This window comes from Roseospira visakhapatnamensis (assembly GCF_014197915.1).
Classification (GTDB): Bacteria; Pseudomonadota; Alphaproteobacteria; order Rhodospirillales; family Rhodospirillaceae; genus Rhodospira; species Rhodospira visakhapatnamensis.
This window is the reverse complement of record NZ_JACIGK010000003.1, coordinates 222,941-235,798: the sequence shown is the minus strand read 5'-3', so window position 1 is coordinate 235,798 and position 12,858 is coordinate 222,941. Positions and strand designations below refer to the sequence as shown.

Genomic DNA, 12,858 nt, shown 5'->3' with positions numbered 1-12,858 from the left:
CTTTTTTTAGGCCCCCAACCCCGCGGCGCCGCCCCTCAAGGCCGCCCCGCCGCGTCGGGAGACCGGTTTCTACGCACACAACATCAACCGGTCAAGCGCTTTTTTCAGACTTTTTCGTGACGCCGCCGAAGCGACCGGAAGGCATGCCCCGAAGGACCTCTTCCCACAAAAAAGCCCAGGCCATTGACCGAGCCCGGAAGACACGGCATCCCAGGGGACACGCGCGCTCCGGCGGGAGCGTGAAACCGACCCCGGTGCGGATCACCATGGCCACCCACGCGATCGACGCCGAAAACGCCGACCCCTTGGAAACAAAAGACCGCTCCCGCCCGAGACAGGCGCGGCGACCCATTGCTGTCCATGGATGACACGGCCGAACCGGCCGGGGCCAATGTTTATAGGAAAGACCGACGACGGATGCAAGCGTTTTCGGAGCCGGCCGGCGGCCCCTGCCTCTGGAGCCTGGACACGACGGCCATGACGAGGGAGCAGGAGACGCGGTGGCGGGTACCGCTGGACGCCGAGGAGTGTCGCGCCGCCGACCGTCTGCTTCGGTCGGCGCACCGCAGCGAGGCCATCGCCGCCCATGCCTTGCGACGGGCGCTGCTGTCCTCCCTGACCGGCATCCCCCCGCACGCCTGGCGGTTCACCCGCGAGCCCCCGCTGGGCAAGCCCCGGGTGGCGGCGCCCCTGGCCGCCCCGCCGGACGTCAACCTGACACACACCGGCGGGTTGGTGGCGGCGGTGGCAAGCGGCGACGCGCCGGTGGGCGTGGACGCCGAAGCCCTGGACCGGCAGGCACCGGAGGAGTCGCTGATGATCGAGGTCCTGACCCCGGCCGAGCGCGCCACCCTGCCCGGCCCCGGCGCCTCCCGCGCGCGCGCCTTCCTTCGCCTGTGGGTCGCCAAGGAGGCCGTCGCCAAGGCCCTGGGCCTGGGCCTGTCGCGCCCCCTGGCAGGACTCGAGATCCTCGACGCGCCGCCGGCCGTCCGCCTTCACCCCCCCTGGCCCCACGTGGAACCGGCGATCGGCCTGCGTCTGCTGCGGCCCACGCCCGCGCATGTGCTGGCGGTGGCCATGGTGGGCGCGGCGCCCGGGGTGCCGGCCCTGGCCTGGCGGCACCTGGACGCCACGGCGTTCGACCGGATGCTCTGCGGGGGCCGGGAAAGGGTTGCCAAGCCCGGTCAGTCGTGATCCGACTCCCGCCCACAAACCCGGACGAGACGCTCCGGAGCCCCGACGGAGGACACGCCCATGAACGTCAACGGCACCCCCACGCGCACCATCTGGCTGGCCGAGGACGGCGCGACGGTGGAGATCATCGACCAGACCCGCCTGCCCCATGTGTTCGAGGTCGCCCACCTGACCGACCTGGACGACGCCTGCCACGCCATCAAGGCCATGCTGGTGCGCGGCGCGCCGCTGATCGGGGCCACCGCCGCCCATGGACTGGCGCTGGCCATGCGCGCCGACGCCTCCGACGCCGGCCTGACCATCGCCTATGACCGCCTGTACGCGACCCGCCCGACGGCCGTGAACCTGCGCTGGGCGCTGGACGAGATGCGGGCCCTGCTGGCGCCGCTGCCGGCGGACGAGCGCGCCGTCGCCGCCCGCGCCCGGGCCGTCGCCCTCTGTGACGAGGACGTACGCCTGAACGAGGCCATCGGCGACCATGGCCTCTCCGTCTTCCGCGACCTGTGGGACCGCAAGGGCCGCCCGGATCGTTTCAACGTCCTCACCCATTGCAATGCCGGCTGGCTGGCCACGGTGGATTGGGGAACGGCGCTGGCCCCCATCTACAAGGCCCATGACGCCGGCCTGCCCATTCACGTCTGGGTGGACGAAACCCGGCCGCGCAACCAGGGCGCCAGCCTCACCGCCTGGGAACTGAATCAGCACGGCGTGCCGCACACGGTGATCGTGGACAACGCCGGCGGCCACATGATGCAGCACGGCCTGGTGGACGCCTGTATCGTCGGCACCGATCGCACCACGGCCACGGGCGACGTCTGCAACAAGATCGGCACCTACCTCAAGGCCCTGGCGGCCCGGGACAACGGCGTGCCCTTCTATGTGGCCCTGCCGAGCCCGACCATCGACTGGACCGTCGCCGATGGCGTCGCCGAGATCCCGATCGAGGATCGTGGCGCGGGCGAGGTCTGCCGCCTGTGGGGGCGCCTGGACTCGGGTGACACCGCCTGGATCACGGTCACCCCGGAGGGCAGCCCGGCGGCCAACCCGGCCTTCGACGTCACCCCGGCACGCCTGGTCACCGGCCTGATCACCGAGCGCGGCGTCTGCCCGGCCAGCGCCGAGGGCCTCGCCGGCCTGTTCCCGGAGCGCGCCACGGCGGCGGCCGAGTAGAGGGGGCGCCCATGCCGCGCGCCGGCGACCGGCCGCTGGTGATCGGCGTCGGCCAGCCGCACCGGGGCGACGACGCGCTGGGGCTGGCGGCGCTGGAACGGCTGGCGGCGGCGGTGCCCGGCGACGCGGTCGAGTGCCGTCCCCACCATGGCGAGGGACTGGGCCTGATGGCCCTGTGGGAGGGACGCTCCCGGGTGCTGGTGCTGGACGCGCTGGAGGCCGGCCGCCCACCGGGAACGCTGGTCCGCGTCACCGCCGATGATGGTCCGCCGCGGGCGGGCCTGTTCCGCAGTTCGTCCCATGCCTTCGGGGTGGGCGAGGCGGTGGCGCTGGCGCGTGTCCTGGGGCGCCTGCCCGCCTCCCTGACCCTGCTCGGTCTGCAAGGAGAGACCTGGCGCCTGGGCGCGCCGCTGTCTCCGGCGGTGCGGGACGCCCTGCCCGCCCTGGTTGAGTCCGCTTGCCGCATGCTCCCCTGCCCCACGATCCGTGATGGGACCATGATGGGACCATGACGGAGACCGTCGGAGCCCGGATCGCCCGCCGCCGCACGACCGGGGATCCGACCCCGGATCGGATCCACGACGATCGTCCCCGGCCGAAAGAGCGGTTTCACCCATCCCCGTTCCGGGATATTCTTGGTTGGGCTCACCGAGCCTCCGATTTCGAACCGTCCAGAGAGGACCGGACCAGAAGGGCAGGGAAACGGCGCGCATGGTCTCAGGGTCCTCCAAGAGCGACGCGGCAAGCATGGGCATGGCAGCCAAGGTCGGCGCCCTGCTGATGTTCGCGACGGGGCTGTTTCTGTTCCTTCCGACCGTCCTGCTGGTCACCGTGGCCATGCTGCCCACGGGGGTCGCCCTGGTGGTGGACCGCTCGGCCAGCCGAACCGGTTGGTTGTGCGTGGGGGGCCTGAACTTCGCCGGGCTGGCCCCCGCCCTGTTCGAGTTGTGGTTCGAGGGCCATACCCTGGAACGGGCCATCGCCATCATGACCGACGTGTTCACGATGATGCTCATTCTCGGGGCGGCGGCGGTGGGATGGGTGGTGTTCCTGACCACGCCGCAGATCATCGGCGCCTTCGTGCAGATGACCTCCGACCACCGCATCGCCAAGCTGAAGGCCCAGCAACAGCAGCTGGTCGAGGACTGGGGGCCCGAAGTGGCCCGCGACGAGGTGGACTGACGGCGCGCACTGGGCCGGGGCGTCGGCGGCCCCCTTCAGCGCGCGTCCACCGGAGGCGATGCCCGCCAGCGCTGGCGCCATCTCCAGGCGTCGGCGACGATGACGTCCAGCGCCGCCCGCTCCTGCCGCCATCCCAGGTCGGCGACCGCGCGGGCACAGTCCGCCACCAGCACCGGCGGATCGCCCGGCCGGGGCGGCGCCAGACGCGCCGGCACCGGATGGCCGGTGACCCGGCGGGCCGTCTCGATCACCTCGCGCACCGAATGGCCGGCCCCGTTGCCCAGGTTGACGGTCAGCGACTCCCCGCCGTCCAGCAACCGCCGCAACGCCAGCAAGTGCGCCCGGGCCAGATCGCAGACGTGGATGTAATCCCGCACGCAGGTACCGTCGGGCGTGGGGTAGTCATCCCCGAAGATGGCGATCTCCGGCCGCACGCCCAGCGCCACGTCCAGCACCAGGGGAATCAGGTGGCTCTCGGGGTCGTGCGCCTCGCCGATGTCCGCCTCGGGATCACCGCCGGCGGCGTTGAAGTAGCGCAGCGTCCCGAATCGCAGACCATAGGCGGCGGCGTAGTCGGCCAGCATGGATTCGATCACCATTTTGGTGACGCCATAGGGATTGATGGGCCGCAGCGGCAGGGTCTCGACCACCGGCGTGTGCGCCGGCATGCCATAGACCGCCGCCGTGCTGGAAAAGATCAGATCATCCACCCCCTCGGCCCGCATGGCCTCCAGGAGGCTCAGCGATCCCGCCACGTTGGTGTCGTAGAAGCGGGCCGGATCACGCACCGACTCGCCCACCTCGATCAGCGCGGCGAAGTGCATCACCGCCGCCGGCCGGTGACGGCGCAACACGTCGCGGAGGCCCGCGCCATCGCGCAGGTCGCCCCGCTCCAGCGGTCCCCAGCGCACCGCCCAGGCATAGCCGTTGCTCAGATTGTCGTAGGCCACCGGCAGGAAGCCCGCCGCCGCCAGCGTCTTGCACACCTGGCTGCCGATGAAACCGGCCCCGCCGGTGACCAGGATGGTCGGTTTGGTCATCGCATGGTCCTGTCCCGCCGGTCCGGCCCCGGCGACGCCCGTCACGCGCCACCACCCGGTCCCGGACCATCCGTGTGACCGGCCCGCGCCCGGACGGCGCCACGCACGGCACCCACCTTCAGGGTTATCAAGACCGTGGCACCCGCCAAGGTACCCCCTTGCGGGCCCCAAGGCGACCACAGAACTCGCATTGACAATGAAAATGATGCGATACCAGCGATGGGGGAGCGGGCCGGCCACGGACGTCATCGGTCATGGTCGATGGCCGTTGGCACGACCTCAAAGAAAGGGCGTCTCGGGCAGGCGGCGGCGATCGCGGTGTCTCCAACCCGGTCAGAGGCGGACTTGCCAGCGGCCGGGGGTCTCGGTATCAGGGACGCTCACCCATGCACGTCGTCACCGGGCATCATGAGTCGTCCCTTGGAGTCCCCGCCCCGCGCGGGGACGGTGGCCTGGGGGGCCGTCCTTCCTGGCGGGTGCTCCCTCGACGTCTGGATCGGGAGCCCATGGCCATGTTGACGTTCCTCGGTATCGGCGCTCAGACCTGCGGCACACCGTGGCTGGACGCCAACCTGCGCCGTCACCCGGGCCTGTACATGCCCGAAGGTCCCCCCGACGGCCCCTCCGACGGTCCCTCCGACGGTCCCAAGGACCTGCACTTCTGGGACCGGCATCGGCACCGGGGTCTGGACTGGTATCGCGGCCACTTCGCGGCCAACACCGATGGGCGCCCCGCCGGCGAGATCACCGCGACCTACGCCGGCCTGGAGCCGGCGGTGATCCACGCAATGCACGAGACCCTCCCGGACATCAGGATCGTCTACCTGATCCGCAATCCGGTGCGCCGCGCCTGGTCATCGGCCCGAATCGCGCTGGCGCGCGCCGAGATGACGCTGGAGGACGCCTCCGATGCCTGGTTCATCGACCACTTCCACTCCCGGGCGTCGAGTGTACAGAGCGACTATGAACACTGTCTGAGGCGCTGGACCGGCGTGTACCCGCGCGACCACATTCATGTGGAGCTGTTCGACGACGTCCTGGCCGACCCGCGCGGTGTCCTGAAACGCTGCGCCCGGCATATCGGCATCGATCCGCGCCCGTTCGACGACATGCCCGACGAAACCCTGGCCGATGCGTCGACCCACGGTCCCGGGGACTCCATCCGGCCGTCGCTGCACGCCCATCTGGTGGCGCATTTCACGCCCCGCATCCGGGCGTTCGAGGACTATCTGGGACGCGATCTGTCGGTCTGGCATCGCCAGAACGGCCTGTTGCCGGCCACTCCCCGGCGCGGCGCGAAAGGCGCCGGGCGGACGGCGACGCGGCCGGGCCTGCTGGCCTGGTTCCGCCGCGCCGTGGCCGCCAACGATCCGGAAACGCCCGGCGGATCCCCGCCCCGGCCGGACCGGGACGACTCGTGACGCCGGCGGCGCGGGCTCATGACCCCTCGTCGCGGCAAGGCATGCGGCTCACCGGCGCTTCCCCATCGTTCTCCAGGCCCGGCGGCGCGGTCCGCCACGGATAGCCCGCCCGGGCCTGCGCATAGCCCAGGGTGTACAGCCGTCCCATGTAGACGGGGTTGAAGCCGGCCGCCACGCCGGCGTCGAAGTCGGCCGGAACGTAGCCCAGGCGGAAGGCGAATCCGTGCTTCTGCGCCGAGACCCACAGGCGATAGAGGTCACCCCGGGTCTGCGACCGAATCAGGGCGCTCGCCGTCTTCGCCAGGATACTCCCCAGGCGCAGGTCCACCACCCGGCGGTCCGGCCCCAGCTTGTTGTTCTGCAGCATGTAGAGGGACAGGGTGTGCGGGAACGGCATGGTCCGCACGCGCGAGATGTCCAGTTGCACGGGAATCCCGAAGATGGAGGTCAGGACGCCGCCATCCACATGCAGTTCCTGATAGGTCCGGCCATCCACCGTCACGTCGAAGAACACCGGCGGAAAGGCCCCCGGCACCGCCGACGAGGCCAGCATGATCTTGCGGAACAGGATCAGGCGATTGGGAAGGCGGCTATTGGCCAGGGCACCGATGTCCCAGACCACCGGGCGTTCGGCGTCCAGGTTGGTGGTGCCGATCAGCAGCCGGCGCCCGTCGCGGTGCGCGGCGCCGATGGCATCCAGCATCTCCTGGGAGGCGAAGCGCCGCACCAGGCGCTCGATCGGCGGGGACTCGCCCAGCGACAAGGCGCCGAACAGCGCCCGCAGCGGCGCCAGAGCCAGGATCTCCCCAACCTCCGGAGCGGTGAACGCCTCGCGCAACTGGTCGTCCCAGGCCGGCCCCAGGAACGCGAACGGCGCGACCAGGGCCCCGGTGCTGATGCCGGTGACGACGGAGAAGGTGGGACGCGTGCCGCAGGCGGTCCAGCCATTGAGCACGCCGGCGCTGTAGGCGCCGTCCCAGGCCCCGCCGGAGAGCGCCAGGACGGCGGTGGACAGGCCCTCCTCGGGGCGCCCCTGCTCCTCGTAGCGCCGCAACAGCCGCTCCCGCATGCGGGTCACCAGCGCGTCGGCGTTCGGGGGCACCTCGTCGCCCCACTGACGCACCTCGGTGACACCGCCCACGGTGGCGCGCTCCAAGGCGGCGTCGGGCACGGGACTGCGGATCGGCGTCAGGGTCGAACACCCCGCGATCACCCCGGCAAGGGCCATCCCCAGAAGGACGCGACGACAAAAGGACCGTCGGACCGGCCCGCGCGTCGGACCGGGCGTGGTGATCGGGGGGACCATGGCGGGGACTCCAACGAGACGGGCCACATGGTCGCCCATCCCCCGACGGCGCGCAACCGGCCCCTGTCGACATCGGGTATCCGGCTTTTCGCGGTCCCCCGGACACGGCCGGCGGCCCCTCCCCCCGGGCGCCCGCGACGCGTGCTCTTTCCGGATCCCAGGATCGCCGGCAACGCGGTTCCGCCGCCTCCCCACCGGGTCTAGACTTGCGGAGGGGCCGTGGCTTGGGCACCCTCTCGCCCTGCCGAGGCTCCTGGCCCCCCGGAGAGCCCGTCCGGACCCTCCGGGAAACCGCACCGCGCCGCGTTTCCGTCCCCGAGCGACACGTCGTCCGTCGCGTGCCTGCGGGGACCTCCGGACAGACACCGAGGGCCGCCTCCGCCGGACACATTGCGAAGGAACCGTTTTCATGTCCCTCAAGGATATCCTGGTTCATGTGGACTCGTCGCGTCACTGCGGGACCCGGCTGGAGGCCGCGGCGGCCCTGGCGGCCCGGCACGGTGCCCGGCTGACCGGGTTGTTCGTCCGCACCACCCCCCACGTGCCCCAGTTCGTCATGTCCCAGTTGGGTCCCGAGGTCGCCCAGGCGCAACGCCGCTTCGCCAACGAGGCGGCGGCGAAGGCACGGGCGGCGTTTGACGAGGCCGTCACCGCCACCGGCGTCAGCGCCGAGTTCCGCACCCCGGAAGGCGAGATGCTGGAGACCCTGGTGCTGCATGCCCGCTACAGCGATCTGGTGGTCATCGGGCAGTACGATCGCCGCGACGACAACATGGCCGACGAGCGCGAGGCCGCCGATCACGTCATCCTGGATTCCGGACGCCCCGTCGTCGTCATCCCCCATGCCGGCCACTTTCCGGTCATCGGCGACACCGTCCTGGTGGCCTGGAACGCCAGCCGCGAGGCCACCCGCGCGGTCAACGACGCGCTGCCGCTGCTGCGCGCGGCCAAGACCGTGCACGTGCTGGTCATCAACCCCCGCCACAACGGCGTGCACGGGCACGGCGAGATCCCGGGTGCCGACATCGCCGGCCACCTGGCGCGCCACGGTGTCAATGCCATCGCCGAGCATGTGGTCGCCCACGAGGTGGATGCCGGCAACATGCTGCTGTCGCGAGCCAGCGACGCGGGCGCCGACCTGATCGTCATGGGCGCCTACGGACGGTCGCGCCTGCGGGAACTGGTGCTCGGCGGAGCGACCTGGCACATCCTCAACCACATGACCGTGCCCGTGATGATGGGCCACTGACGCCGGCGGCGGATGAGGGCCCCCTCATCCGCCGGGCTGCCTCGGCCTACCCCGTCAGCATCCGGGCGATGCGCTCAATCGGCGCGGCATCCCGGATGATCCGGGCGTAGAGGGCGATGTGCCCGGCCTCGAAGACCATGCGGTTGGCGACGGGCACCCGCCAGTCGTCCAGCATCCGCTTCGCCTGTCCATAGGGCGTCGACTGGTCTTCCGTGCCCAGGAAGGCCAGGATGGCGTCCGGATCGACGCCCGGTTCGGGACCGGGGTCGAGCACCGGCCGTAACGCCCGCAGGTCCGCGTCCGTCCATCCGGCCCGCGTGACGGCATCGGTCAGGCCGAGCAGCCTGGAAATGTCACCCCGCGTCACCACCTGGTCGATGTGCGTGGATCCGGCCCCGATGAAGGCCATGTCGGGCCGCATCGCCTCGGGCCAGAGGCGACAGCGCGAGGCGATCTGCTGCGTGACCAGGCCGCCGAGGCTGAACCCGCCCACCCCGACTCTCGCCGAACCCCGCGCCCGCGCCCAGGCGACGAGGTGCGCAGTCTCGCACGCCTGCGCCGCATAGAGTTTCACCAGACTGAGCGGCGCGCGCGCCAGATAGGACTGACCGCTGAAACAGCCGGGAGGCGCGCGCCGGCCGTGCCAGGGGGATTCGGGCAGGATGACCCGGATGCCGCGCGCCGCCAGCCGTCGCGCGACATAGTCCTCTTCCGGCCAGTAGGCGATCAGGTCGTACATCATCCCGAAGCCGCTGGCGTAGATGAAGGTCGGCGCGCCGGCCCCGCCCCCCTCCGGCCCGTAGACGCGCGCGGTGACCCGGTCGTCCATGAACGGCGAGGGCGACGCGAACCGGATCAGGGACTCCGGTCCGGCCGGACCGAGCACCTCGGCGGAGATCTCGGTCGGCGGGGTGGCCGCCGGGGCGGCATAGACGCCGTCGGGATCGTCCAGCCAGGGACTCACCGCCGCCAGCGTCTCGCGCGGGGGCGGTACCTCGAACGGACACACCGCGACCGACGGCTCGTTGCCAAGGAACCGAAACAGCCATGCCGGCTTACGCGCATCCTGGGACCGCCGGCGGCGCTCCCGGTCGAGCGCGACCCGCGTGGCCATGTCGGCCGTCGCGTGACCCCAGAAGACGTCATCCCAGCGCCGCTGGGTCTCGGCCAGATCCGCGTGGCGGCGGGCAAGCACCGCCATCGCCCTCCTCGCGCGCGGCCGCAGACGCGAGGCCCGGTCGCCGTCGAGACCCAACTCTGTCAGAAACGCATCGACGTCCGGCTGCGCGGCGGCAACGGCACTGGCGCGCGCGGCCCGGAACTCGCGCGGCACGACCGACATCCTGACCCGGTCGAACCATCGCGACATGAACACACGGCTGAGGGGTCCCGAAAGAACGCGATGCATCATGGACACGCTGAGACGGTCGGGTGCCATTCGTGCTCCTTTCCGTGAGACTCTCGCCGTGGCCACGATCCCGTTCCGACAGGATGATGGGACGGCAGGAGCGATCCAGACCGATGAGTACGGATCGCGCCCTCCGTGTGGATCACGACCCGGACGATCCGCGTCTCACGTCATGTTGAAGATGATTGTCTTCTTGTGGGTGAAGTGTTCCAGCATGGACTCCAGCGAGGCCTCCTTGCCCAGGCCCGAGGCCTTCACGCCGCCGTAGGACAGGTTGGGCTGCACCACCAGGTTCTGGTTGACCTGTACGAAGCCGGCCTCCAGGCGCCGGGTGGCGTCCATCGCGGTTTTCAGATCCCGGGTCCAGATGCTGGCGGCCAGGCCGAACTCGCTGTCGTTGGCGGCCTCGATCACCGCGTCGTAGTCGCTGAAGCGGAACACGCAGGCGACGGGACCGAACACCTCTTCCCTGGCCGGGGGCGCGTCGGCGGCGATGTCGGTGAAGATCACCGGGCGCAGGAACAGGCCCTTGGCCAGGGCGGGATCGCTGGGCAGGGCCGAACAGGGGATGGCGGTGGCGCCGGAAGCGCGACCGGCCTCGATGAAGCCCTCCACCTTCTCGCGCTGCTGCGACGAGATGATGGTGCCGATGTCGGTGGCCTCGTCCAGCGGATCCCCCATCACCATGGCATCCACGCGGGCGCGCAGTCGCTCCACGAAGACGTCATGGATCGAGTCATGAACATAGATGCGCGACGAGGCGGTGCAGCTTTGTCCCTGCCGCGTGAAGCGCATGCCGGCCACGGCGCCATCCACGGCGCGGTCCAGGTCGGCGTCGTCCATGATGATCATGGGGCTCTTGCCGCCCAGTTCCAGGGTGGCCGGGATCAGCCGGTCGGCGGCGGCGCGGGCGACGATGCGGCCGGTCTCCACCGAGCCGGTGAACGAGACCTTGCCCACGCTCGCGTGATGGACCAGGGGGGCGCCGCATTCCGGGCCGAAACCGGACAGCATGTTGAAGACGCCGGCGGGCAGGATCTCGTTCATGATCTGGCAGACGCGCAGCACCGTCAGCGGCGCCTCCTCGGCCGATTTGACCACCACCGTGTTACCGGCCACCAGGGCCGGGGCGATCTTCATGGCCATCAGCAGCAGCGGCACGTTCCAGGGAATGATGACGCCCACCACGCCCACCGGCTCGCGCACCGTGACGGTCATCATGTCGGGGTTGAAGGGCACGGACTCGCCCTTCAACTCCGAGCCCAGGCCCCCGAAGAACACGAACATGTCGGCAAGCACACTGGCCTCGACCCGGCTTTCGGTGCGCAACGCCTTGCCGGTTTCCAGGGCGACCAGGCGGCCCAGTTCCTCGACATGCTCGTTCAGGCGGGCGCCGCAGGCGGCCACCAGCTTGCCGCGCTGGCGCGCCGGCATGCGCGCCCAGTCGGTCTGGGCGCGGCGGGCGGCGGACACCGCGCGCTCGACGTCGGCGGTGTCGCCCTCGGCGGCCTGGCCGATCACGGCGCCGGTGGCCGGATTGATCACGTCGAAGGACTTGCCGGAGGCGGCGGCGGCGAACTGGCCGTCGATCAGGTGCGCGCCGCTCAAGGCCTGGGCCAGGGCAAACGGATCGGTCTGCGGGGTGGTGTCGAGGGGCATGACGAGTCTCTCCCGATACGGGCGCCTCGGTCCGGGCGCCTTTGAAGGTGGGGGCGACGCGCGGAACGGGCGCCACCGCGCGCCAGTGATGCCATGCGGTGCCGAATGGTTCAACCGTGTCGGAGTCGGCGACGGGAAGGGCCCGGCCGGCCGGACGAGCGTCGCGGCGCGCCCGCCGTCAGCCCACGAAATCGGTGGGCAGGGTGGACAGCAGATCGGCGAACAGGTCGCCCTGGATGCTGACATGGTCGCGCATGGCGCTATCGGCGCGCACGCCGTCGCCATCCAGAATCGCCTGGAGCACGGTCTCGTGCTCGCGCAGGGAGTCCGCCAGCCGCCCGGGACGATTGAGCTGGTGGCGACGATACGGCGTGGCGCGCAGACGCAGACCGGCGGTGGTCTCCTCCAGGACGGTGTTGTGGGATCCGACATAGATCAGGTCATGGAAGCGCCAGTTGGCCTCGTAGTAGGCATCCACGTCGTGTCCGGCGGCGACCGCGTCGGCGCAGGCCGCATGCGCGGTGTGCAGGGCCGTGCGTTCCTCGGTGGTCATGCGGCGCGCGGCCAGCCGGGCGCACATGCCCTCCAACTCGGCCATGACGTCGAAGATCTCGATCAGGCGACGCAGCGTGATCTGCGCCACCACCGCGCCCTGACGCGGGCGCACCTCCACCAGGCCCGAGGCGGACAGCTGGTGCAGGGCCTCGCGCACAGGGGTCCGCGAGACGCTGAAGCGCTCGGCGAGGGACACCTCGTCAAGACGGTCGCCGGGTTTCAGGCGTCCGCTGAAAATGTCTTCCTCCAAACCCTTGCGCAACACCTCGGCGCGGGTCGGGCGCTTCTGACGGGTGGGGTGCACAGCCACAAGCCTCCTGGTGTTCATAACGACGAGTCTTCCATCCGGCCGATGGACCCGGTCGTGGCCATGATGGTGTCCTGACACACCCAAGCCACACTGTTCGGGGCATCCATCCGCGACAGGACCCGACACGCGAGAGTCGATTCAACGGCACATTATCACGCGACGATTATCAAGACTCCAATATTTCTCGGAAATGTTCAAGCGCCCCGGGTGACCCGATCAGGGCAATCGCGGCACCGCGAGCAGTCGGTGGGAGATCCCAGGCTACCGACGCGCTCGCGGCCAACGGATATACATCAAAAATTGTTCCTAACCCGTCCGCATCATTTCCATTCCCGACGCGCGCCTTGGCAAGGCGGTATCGTCG

General features: G+C 70.5%; 11 protein-coding genes. 6 read left to right on the top strand and 5 right to left on the bottom strand.

Annotated elements, in window-relative coordinates:
- Nucleotides 1-417 precede the first annotated feature (417 nt).
- The 4 genes from GGD89_RS19920 (at nt 418) to GGD89_RS03540 (ending at nt 3,546) form a co-directional block, all read left to right on the top strand.
- Nucleotides 418-1,194: a 4'-phosphopantetheinyl transferase family protein gene (locus GGD89_RS19920; RefSeq protein ID WP_184042714.1), complete on the top strand. Its 777-nt coding sequence runs from the start codon at nt 418-420 to the stop codon at nt 1,192-1,194.
- Nucleotides 1,195-1,254: 60 nt separating this feature from the next.
- Nucleotides 1,255-2,364, top strand: coding sequence for an S-methyl-5-thioribose-1-phosphate isomerase (gene mtnA / locus GGD89_RS03550; protein WP_184042713.1), 1,110 nt, complete (start codon nt 1,255-1,257; stop codon nt 2,362-2,364).
- Nucleotides 2,365-2,375: 11 nt separating this feature from the next.
- The gene (locus tag GGD89_RS03545; protein ID WP_184042712.1) at nt 2,376-2,876 is read left to right on the top strand and encodes a hydrogenase maturation protease; all 501 of its coding nucleotides are present in this window, start codon (nt 2,376-2,378) and stop codon (nt 2,874-2,876) included.
- A 199-nt stretch (nt 2,877-3,075) separates the two neighbouring features.
- A complete protein-coding gene (locus GGD89_RS03540) occupies nt 3,076-3,546 on the top strand; it encodes a hypothetical protein (protein ID WP_184042711.1) in 471 nt (156 codons plus the stop codon).
- A gap of 35 nt (nt 3,547-3,581) precedes the next feature.
- On the opposite strand, the gene galE is transcribed toward GGD89_RS03540, so the two are convergent.
- Complete coding sequence (gene galE / locus GGD89_RS03535) at nt 3,582-4,586, bottom strand: UDP-glucose 4-epimerase GalE (protein ID WP_184042710.1); 1,005 nt, start codon at nt 4,584-4,586, stop codon at nt 3,582-3,584.
- Between the two features lie 506 nt (nt 4,587-5,092).
- Between galE and GGD89_RS03530 the strand changes: the two genes are divergently transcribed.
- Nucleotides 5,093-6,007: a sulfotransferase gene (locus tag GGD89_RS03530; protein WP_221238304.1), complete on the top strand. Its 915-nt coding sequence runs from the start codon at nt 5,093-5,095 to the stop codon at nt 6,005-6,007.
- 16 nt (nt 6,008-6,023) lie between these two features.
- Here the strand turns inward: GGD89_RS03530 and GGD89_RS03525 are convergent, their stop codons facing one another.
- On the bottom strand, nt 6,024-7,178 hold the full coding sequence (locus GGD89_RS03525; RefSeq protein ID WP_184042708.1) for a patatin-like phospholipase family protein: 1,155 nt from the start codon (nt 7,176-7,178) through the stop codon (nt 6,024-6,026).
- Nucleotides 7,179-7,722: 544 nt separating this feature from the next.
- Between GGD89_RS03525 and GGD89_RS03520 the strand changes: the two genes are divergently transcribed.
- Entirely contained in the window at nt 7,723-8,562 is an 840-nt protein-coding gene (locus GGD89_RS03520) for a universal stress protein (RefSeq protein ID WP_184042707.1), read from the top strand.
- 46 nt (nt 8,563-8,608) lie between these two features.
- On the opposite strand, the gene GGD89_RS03515 is transcribed toward GGD89_RS03520, so the two are convergent.
- The 3 genes from GGD89_RS03515 to GGD89_RS03505 form a co-directional block, all read right to left on the bottom strand.
- Nucleotides 8,609-10,000 (bottom strand): alpha/beta hydrolase family protein, encoded by a 1,392-nt coding sequence (locus GGD89_RS03515; RefSeq protein ID WP_184042706.1) that lies wholly within the window; start codon nt 9,998-10,000, stop codon nt 8,609-8,611.
- Nucleotides 10,001-10,135: 135 nt separating this feature from the next.
- Entirely contained in the window at nt 10,136-11,629 is a 1,494-nt protein-coding gene (locus tag GGD89_RS03510; RefSeq protein ID WP_184042705.1) for an aldehyde dehydrogenase family protein, read from the bottom strand.
- Nucleotides 11,630-11,807: 178 nt separating this feature from the next.
- Nucleotides 11,808-12,488 carry a GntR family transcriptional regulator gene (locus GGD89_RS03505; protein ID WP_343058527.1) on the bottom strand — a complete coding sequence of 227 codons (681 nt, stop codon included), beginning with the start codon at nt 12,486-12,488 and terminating at the stop codon, nt 11,808-11,810.
- Nucleotides 12,489-12,858: the final 370 nt, after the last annotated feature.

What these genes read in the sequence shown, in the direction of transcription:
- mtnA (WP_184042713.1), top strand. Translation starts at nt 1,255, where the DNA reads ATGAACGTCAACGGCACCCCCACGCGCACCATCTGGCTGGCCGAGGAC.
- GGD89_RS19920 (WP_184042714.1), top strand. Translation starts at nt 418, where the DNA reads ATGCAAGCGTTTTCGGAGCCGGCCGGCGGCCCCTGCCTCTGGAGCCTG.
- GGD89_RS03520 (WP_184042707.1), top strand. Translation starts at nt 7,723, where the DNA reads ATGTCCCTCAAGGATATCCTGGTTCATGTGGACTCGTCGCGTCACTGC.
- galE (WP_184042710.1), bottom strand. Translation starts at nt 4,586, where the DNA reads ATGACCAAACCGACCATCCTGGTCACCGGCGGGGCCGGTTTCATCGGC.
- GGD89_RS03530 (WP_221238304.1), top strand. Translation starts at nt 5,093, where the DNA reads ATGGCCATGTTGACGTTCCTCGGTATCGGCGCTCAGACCTGCGGCACA.
- GGD89_RS03545 (WP_184042712.1), top strand. Translation starts at nt 2,376, where the DNA reads ATGCCGCGCGCCGGCGACCGGCCGCTGGTGATCGGCGTCGGCCAGCCG.
- GGD89_RS03540 (WP_184042711.1), top strand. Translation starts at nt 3,076, where the DNA reads ATGGTCTCAGGGTCCTCCAAGAGCGACGCGGCAAGCATGGGCATGGCA.
- GGD89_RS03510 (WP_184042705.1), bottom strand. Translation starts at nt 11,629, where the DNA reads ATGCCCCTCGACACCACCCCGCAGACCGATCCGTTTGCCCTGGCCCAG.
- GGD89_RS03515 (WP_184042706.1), bottom strand. Translation starts at nt 10,000, where the DNA reads ATGGCACCCGACCGTCTCAGCGTGTCCATGATGCATCGCGTTCTTTCG.